This is a genomic window from Bordetella ansorpii (assembly GCF_900078315.1).
Lineage (GTDB): Bacteria > Pseudomonadota > Gammaproteobacteria > Burkholderiales > Burkholderiaceae_B > Bordetella > Bordetella ansorpii.
This window is the reverse complement of sequence record NZ_FKBS01000029.1, coordinates 810,042-825,278: the sequence shown is the minus strand read 5'-3', so window position 1 is coordinate 825,278 and position 15,237 is coordinate 810,042. Positions and strand designations below refer to the sequence as shown.

At 68.5% G+C, this 15,237-nt stretch carries 12 protein-coding genes; 9 read left to right on the top strand and 3 right to left on the bottom strand.

Going from position 1 to position 15,237, the window contains the following annotated elements:
- The first annotated feature begins 56 nt into the window (after window positions 1–56).
- Window positions 57–1,559, top strand: a complete 1,503-nt coding sequence (pdxR, locus tag A7W11_RS25445) for a MocR-like pyridoxine biosynthesis transcription factor PdxR (RefSeq protein WP_412778751.1) — start codon at window positions 57–59, stop codon at window positions 1,557–1,559.
- 39 nt (window positions 1,560–1,598) lie between these two features.
- On the opposite strand, the gene A7W11_RS25440 is transcribed toward pdxR, so the two are convergent.
- Window positions 1,599–2,099 (bottom strand): hypothetical protein, encoded by a 501-nt coding sequence (locus tag A7W11_RS25440; RefSeq protein WP_066420731.1) that lies wholly within the window; start codon window positions 2,097–2,099, stop codon window positions 1,599–1,601.
- 139 nt (window positions 2,100–2,238) lie between these two features.
- Window positions 2,239–3,132, bottom strand: coding sequence for a DUF72 domain-containing protein (locus A7W11_RS25435; protein ID WP_066420729.1), 894 nt, complete (start codon window positions 3,130–3,132; stop codon window positions 2,239–2,241).
- 142 nt (window positions 3,133–3,274) lie between these two features.
- On the opposite strand from A7W11_RS25435, the gene A7W11_RS25430 reads away from it, so the two are divergent.
- Complete coding sequence (locus A7W11_RS25430; RefSeq protein ID WP_082887479.1) at window positions 3,275–5,422, top strand: ATP-dependent helicase; 2,148 nt, start codon at window positions 3,275–3,277, stop codon at window positions 5,420–5,422.
- Between the two features lie 154 nt (window positions 5,423–5,576).
- A complete protein-coding gene (locus A7W11_RS25425; protein ID WP_066420727.1) occupies window positions 5,577–6,596 on the top strand; it encodes a magnesium and cobalt transport protein CorA in 1,020 nt (339 codons plus the stop codon).
- Between the two features lie 45 nt (window positions 6,597–6,641).
- Here A7W11_RS25425 and A7W11_RS25420 read toward each other — a convergent pair whose 3' ends face one another.
- The gene (locus A7W11_RS25420; protein WP_066420726.1) at window positions 6,642–7,538 is read right to left on the bottom strand and encodes a LysR family transcriptional regulator; all 897 of its coding nucleotides are present in this window, start codon (window positions 7,536–7,538) and stop codon (window positions 6,642–6,644) included.
- A gap of 111 nt (window positions 7,539–7,649) precedes the next feature.
- Between A7W11_RS25420 and A7W11_RS25415 the strand changes: the two genes are divergently transcribed.
- From A7W11_RS25415 to A7W11_RS25390, 6 genes are all read left to right on the top strand, one after another.
- On the top strand, window positions 7,650–8,651 hold the full coding sequence (locus A7W11_RS25415) for a Bug family tripartite tricarboxylate transporter substrate binding protein (protein WP_066420724.1): 1,002 nt from the start codon (window positions 7,650–7,652) through the stop codon (window positions 8,649–8,651).
- Between the two features lie 38 nt (window positions 8,652–8,689).
- Entirely contained in the window at window positions 8,690–9,655 is a 966-nt protein-coding gene (locus tag A7W11_RS25410; RefSeq protein ID WP_066420717.1) for a 2-hydroxyacid dehydrogenase, read from the top strand.
- Between the two features lie 210 nt (window positions 9,656–9,865).
- Window positions 9,866–10,501 carry a thermonuclease family protein gene (locus A7W11_RS25405; RefSeq protein ID WP_066420716.1) on the top strand — a complete coding sequence of 212 codons (636 nt, stop codon included), beginning with the start codon at window positions 9,866–9,868 and terminating at the stop codon, window positions 10,499–10,501.
- A gap of 61 nt (window positions 10,502–10,562) precedes the next feature.
- Window positions 10,563–12,800: an ABC transporter substrate-binding protein gene (locus A7W11_RS25400; protein WP_066420714.1), complete on the top strand. Its 2,238-nt coding sequence runs from the start codon at window positions 10,563–10,565 to the stop codon at window positions 12,798–12,800.
- Window positions 12,797–13,774, top strand: coding sequence for an ABC transporter permease (locus tag A7W11_RS25395; protein WP_066420712.1), 978 nt, complete (start codon window positions 12,797–12,799; stop codon window positions 13,772–13,774). Before A7W11_RS25400 ends, A7W11_RS25395 begins: the two co-directional genes overlap by 4 nt.
- A gap of 9 nt (window positions 13,775–13,783) precedes the next feature.
- A complete protein-coding gene (locus A7W11_RS25390) occupies window positions 13,784–15,235 on the top strand; it encodes an ABC transporter permease (RefSeq protein WP_066420710.1) in 1,452 nt (483 codons plus the stop codon).
- Window positions 15,236–15,237 lie beyond the last annotated feature (2 nt).

Sequence of the window (15,237 nt, the reverse complement as noted above, 5' to 3'; positions counted from 1 at the left end):
TAATGCTAAGATGGCCCCATTCAAAGGAACCACTTCGGCTTATCAGGTAGAACCAATTGAGATCCATCGTCGGCGACCTGCTGTTGCTGCGCCTGGGCGATGCGGCGGACGGCCCCATGAACCAGCGGCTCTACCGCGGCCTGCGCGAAGCCATCCTGGACGGCACCATTGCCGCCGACACGCGCCTGCCCGCCACGCGCGACCTGGCGGCCGAGTTGAAGATCGCCCGCAACACCGTCGTGCACGTCTACGCGCAATTGCAGGCCGAGGGCTATACGCGTAGCCGGCAGGGCAACGGCACCTTCGTCACCGACACGCTGCCCGAGTCTTACCTGTCCAGCGGGCGCAGCACCCGCCGCGCGGCGCCCGTGGCCAGCCGGCCGGCCTTGTCCGAGCGTGGCGCGCGCATCGTCGACGGGGTGTCGGCCTCGCCCTTTCAATGGGGCGCCTTCATGCCGGGGGTGCCCGACGTCACCGAGTTTCCGCACCAGAAGTTCGGCCGCATCGTCAGCGGGCTATGGCGCCGCCCGCCGCCCGAACTGCTGAGTTATTCGTATGGCGGCGGCCTGCCCGCGCTGCGCGAGGCGCTGGCGCAGTATCTGGCGCTGACGCGTTCGGTGGATTGCGACCCCGAGCAGATCCTCATCACCGAAGGGTCGCACCAGGCCATCGATCTGGCCACGCGCCTGCTGGGGGGCGCGGGCGACCTGGCCTGGATCGAGAACCCCGGCTATTGGGGCGCGCGCTCGGTGCTGTCGGCCAACGGCATCCGCGTCGAGCCCCAGCCGGTGGATGAAGAAGGCATGCGCGTGCCGACCGACCCGGTGGCCGTGCCGCCGCGTTTCGTCTTCGTCACCCCTTCGCACCAGTATCCGCTGGGGCCGGTGATGTCGCTGGCGCGGCGCCGCCAGTTACTGGCGCTGGCGCGCAACTGGGGCAGCTGGATCATCGAGGACGACTACGACAGCGAATTCCGTTTCACGGGCCGGCCCATCCCGTCGCTGCAAGGCCTGGAGCCGGACGCGCCGGTCATCTACCTGGGCACCTTCAGCAAGACCATGTACCCCGGCCTGCGGCTGGGCTACCTGGTGCTGCCGCGCGCGCTGGCGCCGGCCTTCCAGGCCGCGCATGCCGAGTTGTACCGAGAGGGCCATCAGATGACGCACGCGGCCGTGGCCGCCTTCATCGCCGAAGGCCATTACGCCGCGCACGTGCGGCGCATGCGCATGCTGTATGGCCGCAGGCGCGCCATGCTGGTCAACCTGATCGACCGGCGCCTGGGCCCGGAGTGGCTGCATCGCGATTCCAGCGACGCGGGTCTGCACTTGGTGTTGAACCTGCCCGATGACCTGTCCGACCAGAAGGTGGTGCAGGCCGCGCACGAACGCGGCGTGCTGATGCGGCCGTTGTCGCGCTATTACGCGGGCGAGCAGGCGCCGCGCCAGGGGCTGCTGCTGGGCTATGCGTGCGTGCCGGACAACCAGATCGCGCGCAAGTTCGAGGTGGTGCTGGACAGCCTGACGGCGGTGGCCAGGCAGGGGAAGGCGCGGCAGGGCTGAACGGTTCGTCCGGCCCCCGCGGCGGCTCCCGCCTGCCCGTCAGCCCTGTTTTCCGAAGCCGCCGCTGGCCCAATCCGATGCGCGTTGCACGCTCAGCTTGTAGGTCGGCGCCACGCGGGTCTGGGCCAGTTGCTCGCCCAATTCGTCGTAGGCGCTCAGCACGGCATACGGCTCGTCTTCGTCGGGAACGATATCCAGCTTGACGGTCAGGCGGCCGGCCTCGGCATCGATCTTCACGCTCTTGTGCAGCGTGGCGTGCAACTGCTGTTCGTGGCGGCGCAGCACTTCGTTGGCGGTCTTGACCAACGTGTGGAAGGCGGGCGTGTCCAGCGGTTTGGGATTCTTCTTGTCGCGGCCCATGGTCCAGGGGCCGACCAAGGCGGGTTCGGCGTGTCCGTCCAGGGTCATCGCGACCGCCCAGCCGTCATCGTCCTCGTTCTTGATGATCCTGGCGGTCCAGCCGTCGTCGCGCCAAAGCGTGGGGCTGTGTTCCCTGGTGTCTTCGGATGGTTCGGTATCCGGGGCGTCGAGGTCATTCACTGTGGTACTTCTCCTGGTTTTCTGTTGCCGGCAGCGGCGCGGCCGGACGATGCGGCACTGTAGTCCAACGCTGGGCGGGATTGTCGCCACGAGGGACATCGCGGACACGCTGGCGCCGGTGATGAGAGGGATCTTTCGTTCATGCGAGGCTCAGCGCCGCCGCCAGCCCCGCGGCATTGCGCATGCCGTGGTCTTCGTAGTTCGTGTTGAACAGGGCCTGCGTGCGCTTGGCCTTCTGCGCCAGCCTTCTGATACGCAAGGCCAGTTCGGCCAGTTCCTCGGGCGTGTACACGTACTGGAAGCGCGACGACGAGGCCGAGCCGCTGGCGTTCCACGCCGCGGCGTTGCGGCCGTGCAGGCGCACCACGGCCAGATCGGGGTGCGCGGCCTCCCAGACCGCGGGCACCGTGTTGTCCATGCCTTGCGGCGCATCCACCACGGTGTGCGCCACGCCCAGTTCGCGTTGCAGCGCCAGTGTGGCTTGCGTGGCGTCGGGGCCGTCGAACCAGCTGACGTGGCGGAATTCGGCCGCCATCGGCAGGCCGTCCATGCGGCGAGCGCAGTCGCGCAGCCGGGCGATGCCGCGTGCGTCGCGCTGCACCCAGGGAGGAAACTGGAAGTGCACCGCGCCCAGCTTGTCCGCCATGCGCAAGGGTTCCACCGCCTGGATGAACCGGCGCCATAGTTCATCCTGCCAGCCTTCGGGCAATTGATTGTCATACAGCGATTCGGGGGCGTCGGGCCAGTCGCGGCGCAGGTCGGCGGGCAGCGCCTGCCGCGGGATGCGATGGCCCGTGAAGGCGCGGAAGGCCTTCATGTTGAAGATGAAATCCGGCGGGGTGCGCTGCGTCCACAGGTACGCCGTGTACGGATCGGGCAGGGCGTAATAGCTGGCGTCGACCTCGACCGTGCCGAACTGCGCGGCGTAGTAGCGCAGGCGGGATTCGGCGTCGTTGGCGTGCGGCGGGTAGAAACGGCCGCATGCCAATAGCGTCGGATCGGTCCAGGAAGCGGTGCCGGTAAGGAGGGTCATGACGGGGAAGGGCGGCCGTGCCGGGTTGGCATGAGACCTGCGGCGGATAACCGTCGGGTCTTTGCCGCACAGGACCGCGGCGCCGTTACGGATTTCTGTATAAATATACAGTACTCTTGCGTCTGGATTACCCTTGATGCCTATGTCCGACCACGATTTTCCAGGCGCCCGCGAGTCGGCGCCCGATGCCGGCAGCCCTGTGGATGGGCGGGCCGCCCCCGTTCGTCCCGACCCCCTCGCCGACCTGAACCCCGCCCAGCGCGAGGCCGCCGAATACGGCGCCGGCCCGGACGGCCCTGGCCAGGCGCTGCTGGTCATTGCCGGCGCCGGGTCGGGCAAGACCAGCACGCTGGCGCATCGCGTGGCGCATCTGGTGCTCAATGGCGCCGATCCGCAGCGCATGCTGCTGCTGACCTTCTCGCGCCGCGCCGCGCAGGAAATGGAGCGCCGCGTGGGCGGCGTGCTGCGCAAAGCCATGAACCTGGGCGCCGGCCAATCCGCGCCGCCCTTGCCGTGGTCGGGCACTTTCCACAGCGTGGGCGCGCGCCTGCTGCGCGAATATGCCCAGCGCATCGGCCTGTCCGAAACCTTCACCGTGCACGACCGTGGCGACGCCGAAGACCTGATGGGCATGGTGCGCCACGAACTGGGCATGTCGGCCACCAGCGAACGTTTTCCGCTCAAGGGCACCTGCCTGTCCATCTACTCGCGCGCGGTCAACAGCCAGGCGCCGGTGGGCGAGGTGCTGGCCAAGGTTTTCCCGTGGTGCGCCCAGTGGGAAGACCAATTGAAGCGCCTGTTCCGCGCCTATGTGCAGGCCAAGCAGGCGCAGCAGGTGCTGGATTACGACGACCTGCTGCTGTATTGGGCCGAAATGATGCGCGACCCGGGCCTGGCGCGCGAGGCCGGCGAGCGCTTCGACCACGTGCTGGTCGACGAATACCAGGACACCAACCGATTGCAGGCCGGCATCCTGCTGGCCCTCAAGCCCGAGGGGCGCGGCCTGACCGTGGTGGGCGACGATGCGCAGGCCATCTATTCCTTCCGCGCGGCCACGGTGCGCAACATCCTGGACTTCCCGAAGCAGTTCCCGTCGGGCGCGCACGTGGTCACGCTGGAGCGCAACTACCGCTCCACGCAGCCCATCCTGGATGCGTCCAACGCGGTGATCGGCCTGGCGCCCGAACGCTATGCCAAGCAGCTCTGGACCGATCGCGCCTCGTCGCAGAAGCCCGAGCTGGTCACGGTGTCCGACGAGGCCGGGCAGGCGCGCTGGGTGGCCGACCAGGTATTGGCGCTGCGCGAAGGCGGGGCCACGCTGAAGTCGCAGGCGGCCCTGTTCCGCGCGGCCAGCCACAGCGCCGCGCTGGAACTCGAACTGACCCGCCGCAACATTCCCTTCGTGAAGTTCGGCGGCCTGAAGTTCCTTGAGGCCGCGCACGTGAAGGACCTGCTGTCCATCCTGCGCTGGGCCGAGAATCCGCGTTCGCGCATGGCGGGCTTTCGCGTGGCGCAACTGCTGCCCGGCATCGGCCCCGCCACGGCGGGCCGCCTGATGGACGAGCTGGCGCAATCCGCCGAACCCGTCGATGCGATGCGCGCCTTCAAGCCTGGCGCCGGCGCGCGCGACGAGTGGACCGCCTTCGTGCAGGTCTACGCCGCGCTGCGGGCGCCCGGCCCGCACTGGCCCGGCGACGTCGACGTGGCGCTGCGCTGGTACGGCGACCAGATCGAGCGTCTGTACGACGGCGACGCGGCCATGCGCCGCGCCGACCTGGAGCAGTTGTCCCGCATCGCCATGGGCTACCCCACACGCGAACGTTTTCTTACCGAACTGACGCTGGACCCGCCCAATGCCACCAGCGACGAATCCGGCGCGCCGCTGCGCGACGAGGACTACATGATCCTGTCCACCATCCATTCGGCCAAGGGGCAGGAATGGCGCGCGGTCTACGTGCTGAACGCGGTGGACGGCTGCATTCCTTCCGACATGAGCACCGGCGACAGCGAGGAGATCGAGGAAGAGCGGCGGCTGTTGTACGTGGCCATGACGCGGGCGCGCGAACGCCTGCAGGTCATCGTGCCGCAGCGCTTCTACGTGCACCAGCAGAACGGCATGGGCGACCGCCACGTGTATGCCTCGCGCACGCGCTTCATTCCGCAGACGATGATGCCGCTGTTCGAGCATCAGCCCAAGCCGCCCGACCTGCCGCACGATCGAGGTAAGCGGGTCAAGCCCGATGCGCCGGTCGTGGACCTGGCCAGCCGCATGCGCGGCATGTTCTCGTAGGCCGCGCTGGCTGACGGCTTCCTGAGCCCTCGCGGGGTGGGCTGGGCGTGTCCGCGCCGCCGCACTATCATGGGGGCGGCGGGGCGAACCGTCCGCGAGGTGCGAACAGCGAATCCGCGCGACGGGCCGCCGACGCCATCCTCAAGGAGCACCGATGCAGCAGGACGTCCCAGCCGACCAGACCGCCAATCCGCCCGACAAGGCCACCAGCGTGGTGGCCTCGGTGCTATACGTCAACGGACGCCGCGACCGGGACGTGCCCCTGGAGGACGTCCATCAATACGCGGGCCAGAAAGAGGACATGCTCTGGATCGGCCTGCGCAATCCCAGCGCCGAGGTGCTGGCGCAGGTAGTCGGTTCGCTGGGCGCCTGTGACAAGAACGTCGAGGAGATGGTCGAGCCGCACCGGCGCGCCAAGATCATTGACTACGGCGACATGGTGCTGGTGGTCGCGCCCACGGTCGAGGTCGATAACGAGCGGCCCACCTTCGGCGAGACGCAGTTGCTGATCGGCAGCGGCTTTCTGGTCACCGTGCGGCGCGGCGCCATATCCCCGCACACCACGCTGCGCGAGCGTCTGGAGGCCGTGCCCGACCTGCTGCGGCGCGGTAGCGACTATGTGGCGTCCGAAGTGCTGGACCTGCTGGCCGACCGCTATCTGGCCGCCGTCACCAAGTTCGAATCCGTCGTCGAGCATGCCGAGCAGAAACTGCTGATCCGCGGCGCCAAGGATGCCGACATCCGCAAGCTGTACCGCCAGCGGCGCGACCTGTTGCGCATGCACACGCTGATCGCGCCCATGACCGAGATCTGCCGCCGCCTGGCGCGGGTCGAGATGCCGGCGGTCGATATCCACGCGCGGCCGTATTTCGGCGAGGTGGCCGACCGTATCCAACGCATCGACGAACTGATCAACGCCTTGCGCGAGGCGCTGGCCTTCGCTTTCGAAGCCAGCCAGATGATCGCGCAGGCCTCGCAGAACGACACCACGCGCAGGCTGGCGTCCTGGGCGGCCATCCTGGCGGTGCCCACGGCGGTGGCGGGTATCTACGGCATGAACTTCGAGTACATGCCCGAACTGAAATGGCAGTGGGGCTATCCGCTGACCTTGTCGATGATCGCGGCGGCGTGCGGCGTGCTGTATTGGCGGTTTCGGAAGTCGGGGTGGTTGTAGACACCCCGCGCAGCCGCGCCTGAACGCCAGCGGCGTGCGCCTGGCCTACGCTTTGGACAGCTCCGGCGCAATCCCCGCCACGTGCATGAGAAACGCCGTCACCGCCGGATTGTCGTGCCGGCTGCGCCACGCCAGGTACAGATCGGCATGCAAGGTCTGCTGCGCCAGGGGCCGGTATTCGACGCCTTCCAGCCGCAGTTCGCGCGCCGAATCGGGCACCAGTCCATAACCCAACCCGGCCCGCACCATTGCCACCAGCGTATGCGTCTGGCCGGCCTGCTGCACATAATGCGGCTGTACGTCCGCCAGCCCCAGCGCGCCCACCACGCGGTCATGGAAATAACGCCCTTCGTTGGGCGAGTACAGGATCAGCGGCTGCTGGTGCAGCGCCGACAGCGGCACGGCGTCGTGCCGGCCCAGCGGCGAGCCCGCGGGCAGGGCCAGGATCATGGGCTCGCGTTCGATCAGGTGCGTGCGCAGGTGCTGGTGCGGCGGCAGATGGCGCGCCAGCACGACATCCAGTTCGCCCGCCAGCAACAGCCGCCCCAGGTCGGCGGACACCATCTCGCGCAGGCGGATGCCTACTTCGGGCAAGGCCTGCCGCGCGCGCATCAGCAGCGAGGGCATCAGCCGGTAGGCCGCCACCGCCGTGAACCCCAGGGTCAGTTCTCCCGCTTCGCCATCGGCCGTGCGGCGCGCGGTCTGCATGGTGCGCGCGGCCAGGTCCAGCAGGTGGCGGGCGTCGCGCAGCAGGCGGGCGCCGGCGGCGGTCAGCGTCACGCTGCGGCTGCTGCGCTCGAACAACTGCACTTGCAGATCCTGTTCCAGCAGCTGGATCTGGCGGCTGAGCGGCGGCTGCGTCATGCGCAACCGCGCGGCGGCGCGGCCGAAGTGCAGTTCCTCGGCCACCGCCACGAAGCAGGAAAGCTGGCGTAGATCCATCAATTCATTCCTTGTATTGATCGATGCTATTTGTAGCTCAAAGCGCATCGATGCGCATTTCATTCCTAGAATTTCGGGCAGGCGCAACGATGCGCCATAAAAAGGAAAATCATGGAGACAACACAAAAAACGTTCCGCGCCCGCCGCGGCCTGCTGGCTGCCGCTGTCGCCGCCACCGCCGCATTGGCGCTGCCCCTGGGCGCCCAGGCCGCCGGCAGCTTCCCCGACCATCCCATCACCCTGGTCGTGCCGTTCTCGCCGGGCGGGGGCACCGACATCGCCGCGCGCATCCTGGCCACCCGCATGGGCCAGAAGCTGGGCCAGTCGGTGGTGGTCGACAACCGTGCCGGCGCGGGCGGGCAGATCGCCGCGGACATGGTGGCGCGCGCCGCGCCGGACGGCTACACACTGCTGTTCGCCAACTCGGGCATGCTGGCCATCAACCCCTGGCTGTACGACCTGCGCAGCGACCCCGCCACCTCCTTCGCGCCGGTGTCGCTGTTCGCCGACCTGCCGTTCGCGCTGGTCGTGGCGCCATCGGTCAAGGCCAGCAACGTGCAGGAGCTGATCGCGCTGGCCAAGGCCAGGCCGGGCGACCACACCTTCGCCAGTTCCGGCACGGGCGGCGCCCCGCATCTGACCGGCGAGATCTTCCAGCAGGCCACCGGCACGCAATTGACGCACGTGCCGTACAAGGGCGGCGGCCCCGCCATGACCGACCTGATGGCCGGCCGCGTCGACATGCTGTTCGCCTCCATCCTGGAAGTCAGTCCCTACGTGAAGGCCGGCAAGCTGCGCGCGCTGGCCATCACGGGCCCCGACCGCTCGCCCACGCTGCCCGACGTGCCCACCATCGACCAGGCCGGCGTGCGCAACGCGCAGGGCGGGTCGTGGACGGCCGTGATGGCGCCCGCCGATACCCCGCGTCCCGTCGTGGACAAGCTGTCGGCCCTGGTGCGCGAGATCGCCGCCGAGCCGGACATCGTCCAGAAACTGGTCGCGCAGGGCGCCGTGGCGCACGGCTCCACGCCCGATGAAGTCGCCAGGCTTGCCGCCAGCGAGCGCGCGCGCTACGGTGACATCATCAAGGCCCGTGGCCTGAAGGTCCAATAGTTCCCACCGCTCATCCAGCAACCCCAACCGAAGCACCCATGACTGATACTGCATCGACCCGAGACATCGACCTGCTGATGGTCGGCCCCCTGGCGCCCGCGCTGATCGACGACATCGGCAGCCGCTACCGCCTGCACCGGCTGTGGGAGGCCGCGGACCGCGCCGCCTTCCTGCGCCAGCACGGCGGCGCCATCCGCGGCATCGTGACCAGCGGCCGTTTCGGCGCCGACCGCGCGCTGATCGAAAGCCTGCCGAAGCTGGAGGTCATCAACAGTTTCGGCGTGGGTTACGACCCGATCGACGTGGATGCCGCGCGTGAACGCAAGGTCGTCGTCACGAACACGCCCGGCGTGCTGGACGAGTGCGTGGCGGATACGGCCCTGGCGTTGATGCTGGCCGTGCCGCGCCGTATCGCCGAGGCCGACCGCTACGTGCGCGAAGGCCGCTGGCCCGAGGCCAGCTTCGGCCTGGGGCGCAAGGTCACCGGCAAGCGCTGCGGCATCGTCGGCCTGGGCAACATCGGCCGCCAGATCGCCGCACGCGCCGAGGCGTTCGGCATGCCCGTGGCGTACTGCAACCGCAGTCCGCGCCCCGATGCGCCGGAACGCTACCGCTATTACGCCGATCCGGCGGAACTGGCCGCCAACAGCGATTTCCTGGTGCTGGCCCTGCCGGGCGGCGCCAGCACGCGCCACCTCGTCGATGCGCGCGTGCTGAAGGCGCTGGGCAGCCAGGGCTACCTGATCAACGTGGCGCGCGGCACGGTGGTCGACGAACAGGCGTTGGTGAGCGCCCTGCAAAACGGCGAGATCGCGGGCGCCGGCCTGGACGTGTTCGAGCACGAACCCCAGGTGCCGCAGGCCCTGATCGACTCGGACCGCACGGTGCTGCTGCCCCACATCGGCAGCGGCACCGCCGAGACCCGGGATGCCATGGGCGACCTGCTGCTGGCCAACCTGGACGGCTGGTTCAGCAGCCGGACGGTGCGCACGGCGGTGGCCTGACAGGCGCGACGCCAAGCCACGGGCAGGTTCCTTCAGGCATGCGGGGGAAGGCACGGCGGGCGACGGACGGCTCTTGGAAGGCAGAGCCACCCGCGGTACGGGGCCGGGACCTCGCCGGATGACGAATCCGTCGCTTCGGCCCCGCCATGCCTGCAAGGCCAGTCCAGGCTTGTGGCAAACTGCGGGCGATTCCAGCCCGCAGAGCTTCCCGTGTCTCGACCCCCTGTTTTCCGGCCCGGCCGCCGCGGCCGCAACCGCAGTATCGGCGCCGCCGTGGCCGCCCTGGTCCTGACCCTGGCAGGCACGCTGCTGCACCGCTATCTGCCGTCGGGCGACCGTGCCGAGGCGCCCGCGCGCGGCAGCCAGCAACAGCGCGGCGAGCCTTACACCCTGCGCGGCCAGGTGTCCGACGTGGCCGACGGCGATACCCTCACCCTGGCCACCGCCCAGGGCCCCCGCAAGATCCGCCTGGACAGCATCGACGCGCCCGAGACCGATCACGGTCCGGGCCAGCCCGGCCAGCCTTTCGGCGAGGCCTCGCGCAAGCACCTGGCCAGCATGGTGGCGGGCCGCCGCCTGTCGGCCACCTGCTTCGAAAGCGACCAGTACGACCGCCACGTCTGCACCCTCAATCTGGAGGATGGCTCGTCGGCCAACCGCGCCCAGGTGTCCTCCGGCTACGCCTGGGCCTACACCGCGCGGCGCGGCGCCTACCTGCGCGATCGGGAAATGACCCGCCTGCAGAAGGTCGCCCGCGAGGCACGCCAGGGCCTGTGGTCGCAGCCCGGCGCAATCGAACCCTGGAAGTGGCGCTATGACTGCTGGAGGCAGCGCCAGTGTGGCTAGGACACGGAAACGAAACGGTGTTTGCTATTCTGTGCGGCTGCATGCTCATGGGGGCGTTTTCATGATCGGTCGGTTGTGGCGATACACCGCTGCGGTGCTCTTGGCGCTGCTCATGGCCGCCTGCTCGCGGGAAAATCCCATCAACAGCCCCTACGCCGCCGACGCGCTGGCGCAGAACACGCTGTATACGGCGTTCGTCAGCCGTTCGCCGAAGTACCTGGACCCGGCCAGCTCCTATTCCGTCGACGAGACGCCTTATACCTACAACATCTACGAGCCGCTGTATGGATACCACTATCTGAAACGGCCGTACGAGCTGGTGCCGCGCGCGGCCGCGTCCATCGACCCGCCGCGCTACGTCGATGCGCAGGGCCAGGAACTGCCGGCCGACGCGCCTGGCGAGCAGATCGCCGAAAGCGTCTACGACATCAAGATCCGCCCCGGCGTGCGCTATCAGCCGCACCCCGCCTTCGCGCGCAAGGATGACGGCGGCTACGCGTATTTCCCGCTGGCGCCCGGCGAGCTGGACGAGAAGTTCGCCATCCCCGACTTTCCAAAGACGGGCACGCGCGAGCTGTCCGCCGACGATTACGTCTATGCCTTCCGCCGCCTGGCCAGTCCGCGCGTGGTGTCGCCCATCTATTCGCTGTTGGCCAATTACGTGGTCGGCATGGAGGACTACGGCACCGAACTGCGCAAGCGCGACCAGGCGCAGCGCGCCAGCCTGCCGCCGGGCACGCGCGACCTGCCCTGGATGGACCTGCGCGAGCAGGGCTTCGAGGGCGTGCAGGCGCTGGACGGCCACACGCTGCGCATCCGCATCAAGGGCAAGTACCCGCAGTTCAAGTACTGGCTGGCCATGACCTTCACGGCGCCGGTGCCCTGGGAGGCCGACCGCTTCTACAGCCAGCCCGGCATGGCCTCGCACGACCTGTCGCTGAACACCTGGCCGGTGGGCACGGGCCCGTACATGCTGGCCGAGTCCATCACCAACCGCCGCCACGTGCTGGCGCGCAACCCCAATTTCCACGGCGAGGCCTATCCCTGCGAGGGCGAGCCGGCCGACCGCGAGCAGGGTTTGCTGGCCGACTGCGGCAAGCCGACCCCCTTCATCGACCGCATCGTCTTCAACATCGAGAAGGAAGCGGTGCCGCTGACGGGCAAGTTCCTGCAGGGCTACTACGACATCCCGCAGGTCGAGCGCGGCGAGTACGGCGTGGCGATGCGCGTGGCGGCGGGCGATTCGGCCGAGAAGGCCGAGCTCTACCGCGACCACGGCATCCATCTGCCGTCCACCGTCGAGACCTCCAACTGGTACATGGGCTTCAACTGGCTCGACCCGGTGGTCGGCAAGGGCGACACGCCCGAGCAGCAGGAAAAGAACCGCAAGCTGCGCCAGGCGGTCAGCATCGCCTTCGACTGGGAAGAGTACGTGGCGGTGTTCGAGAACAGCCAGGCCCAGGTGGCGCATGGCCCGGTGCCGCCGGGCGTGGTGGGCTTCCAGGATCTACCCGCCGGCTACAACCCCGTGGTGTACGACCTGGTCGACGGCAAGCCGCGGCGCAAGTCGCTGGATGAGGCGAAGCAGCTGCTGGCCGAGGCCGGCTACCCCGACGGCCGCAACGCCCGGACCGGCCAGCCGCTGGTGCTGTACTACGACGCCATGAGCGGCGCGGGCGGCAATCCGCAGTTCGACTGGATGCGCCGCCAACTGGCCAAGATCGGCATCCAGATGGACGTGCGGTCCACCGACTACAACCGCTTCCAGGACAAGATGCGGCGCGGCGCCGCGCAGATCTTCCTGTGGGGCTGGAACGCCGACTACCCCGACGCCGAGAACTTCCTGTTCCTGCTGTACGGCCCGAATTCCAAGGTGAAGGACGGCGGCGAGAATGCCGCCAACTATGCCAATCCCGAGTTCGACAAGCTGTTCGAACAGATGAAGTTCCTGGACGATGGCCCCGAGAAGGCGGCCCTGGTGGCCCGCATGGTCGCGATCGTGCGGCGCGATTCGCCGTGGATGTTCGGCTACTTCCCGCTGTCGGGCGGCGCCTATCAGCAGTGGGTGGGCAACGCCAAGCCCACGCAGATGGTGCGCAACACCTTGCAGTACCTGAAGATCGATCCGGCCTTGCGCGTGCGCAAGATCGACGAATGGAACCGGCCTGTCTGGTGGCCGGTGCTGTTGCTGGTGGCGCTGCTGGCCCTCGCCGTCTGGCCGTCGCTGGCGGCATTGCGCCGCCGTGAACGCCAGACCGCCCTGCAAACGGCGGCCGCGTCCGAGGAGTCCCGCAAATGATCGGCTACGTCATCCGCCGCCTGCTCTACGGCGCGCTGATCCTGGTGGGGGTCAACCTCTTCACCTTCGTGCTGTTCTTCGCGGTCAATACGCCCGACGACATGGCGCGCCTGGCCATCGGCGGCCAGCGCATCAGCCAGGACGCCATCGAGAAGTGGAAGGTCGACCACGGCTACGACAAGCCGCTGTTCCTGAACACCAGGCAAGAGGGTACGGCCAAGTACACCGACACCGTGTTCTACCAGCGTTCGGTGCCCCTGCTGGCCATGGAGTTCGGGCCGTCAGACGGTGGCCGAGACATCGGCCGCGAGATACGCACCCGCATGTGGCCCAGCCTGGCGCTGGCCGTGCCCACCTTCATACTGGGCCTGTTGGCCAGCGTGGCGTTCTCGGTGATGCTGGTGTATTTCCGCACCACGCGGCTCGATTTCTGGGGCGTGGTGCTGTGCGTGGTGATGCTGTCGATTTCCAGCCTGTTCTACATCATCGCGGGGCAATGGCTGTTCTCGAAGCTGCTGCGGCTGGTGCCGTACTCGGGCTTCTCGTACGGGCTGGACATGGTCAAGTTCCTGGCGTTGCCGGTGCTGGTGGCCATCGTCGCGCGGCTGGGGCCCGAGGCGCGCTTCTACCGCACGCTGTTCCTGGAAGAGATCGGCAAGGACTACGTGCGCACCGCGCGCGCCAAGGGCCTGACCGAGCGCACCGTGCTGTTTCGCCACGTGCTGCGCAACGCCATGCTGCCCATTCTTACCGGCACGGTGTCGGCCATCCCGTTGCTGTTCATGGGCAGCCTGATCGCCGAGTCGTTCTTCGGCATTCCGGGGCTGGGCAGCTACACCATCGACGCCATCAGCGCGCAGGATTTCTCCATCGTGCGCGCCATGGTGTTCCTGGGCTCGGTGCTGTACATCATCGGCCTGATCCTGGCCGATATCTCGTACACCCTGGCCGACCCGCGCGTCCGTTTCGACTAGGGCCCAACCATGCCGATGATCGTATTCCTCTGGACCGACGTCGCCCTCTATCTGTTGCTGGTGGGCGTGCTGCTGTATGTCTGGCGCGTGCGGCGCAGTCCCACGCTGCGCGCCACGTGGGGCAGGGTGGCGCGCGACACGCCCGCCATGTGCTCGGCCGTGGTGTTGCTGGCCTTCGTGCTGGTGGGCCTGCTGGATTCGCTGCACTACCGGCCCCGCCTGCCCGCCGCGCCCGATGCGCCGGCCAGCGCCGCCGTGGCCTATGCCCCCGCCGTGAAATCGGTGCTCGACGGCCTGCTGGACGGCACGGTGCTCAGCCGGCCCGAGAAGACCTATTCCTCGCCGCTGGCCTCGCACCAGTTCACCAAGGAGACCATGCTGATCGACGGCAAGCCGGTGCGCGACTTTCCGCGCCTGCGCAGCGGCGGCGCGCACCTGACCGATCCGCCGTCGCAGACCGGGCCGGACATCCTGCGCCGGCTGGGCGCGGGGCTGGCCGGCGGCGTCGCCGTGGCCTTGCTCGGCGGCGCCCTGCTGTCGGCCGCGCTGGCGCGCAGGCAGGGCGGCTTTCGCAATGCCGCGTGCGATATCGCGCGCGGCCGCACCGAATTGCCCTGGCGTCCCATGACGATCACCTTTGGCCTGATGTGCCTGGTGGTGGGCGCCGTGGCGGGCCTGTCCAGCGGCTATCACGTGCTGGGCACCGACCGCACCGGCAACGACGTGCTGTGGCAGTCCCTGAAAAGCATCCGCACGGCCCTGGTCATCGGCAGCCTGACCACCATCGCCATGCTGCCGCCCGCCATCGCCTTCGGCATCGCCTCGGGCTATTTCAAGGGCTGGGTGGACGACGTCATCCAGTACCTCTACACCACGCTCACCTCCATTCCCGGCGTGCTGCTGGTGGCGGCCTGCGCGCTGATGATGCAGGTCTACATCGACGCCAATCCCGACCTGTTCACCACGTCGGCCGCGCGCGCCGACCTGCGCCTGTTCCTGCTGTGCATGATCCTGGGCCTGACCGGCTGGGCCGGCCTGTGCCGCCTGCTGCGCGCCGAGACGCTGAAGCTGCGCGAGCTGGAATACGTGCAGGCCGCGCGCGCCTTCGGCGTCTCGCACTGGCGCATCATGCGCCGCCACCTGCTGCCCAACGTCATGCACATCGTGCTGATCACCGTGGTGCTCGAATTCTCGGGCCTGGTGCTGTATGAAGCCGTGCTGTCGTACCTGGGCATCGGCGTGGACCCCAGCATGAATTCGTTCGGGTCGATGATCGACCGCGCCCGGCTGGAAATGTCGCGCGATCCCATGATCTGGTGGAACCTGCTGGCCGCCTTCGCCTTCATGCTGGCGCTGGTGCTGGCCGCCAATCTGTTCGCCGACGCGGTGCGCGATGCGTTCGATCCGCGTGCGCGGCGTTTCAAGCCTGCCTCCGCGCCGGCTGCCGGAGGCGCCGTATGAAC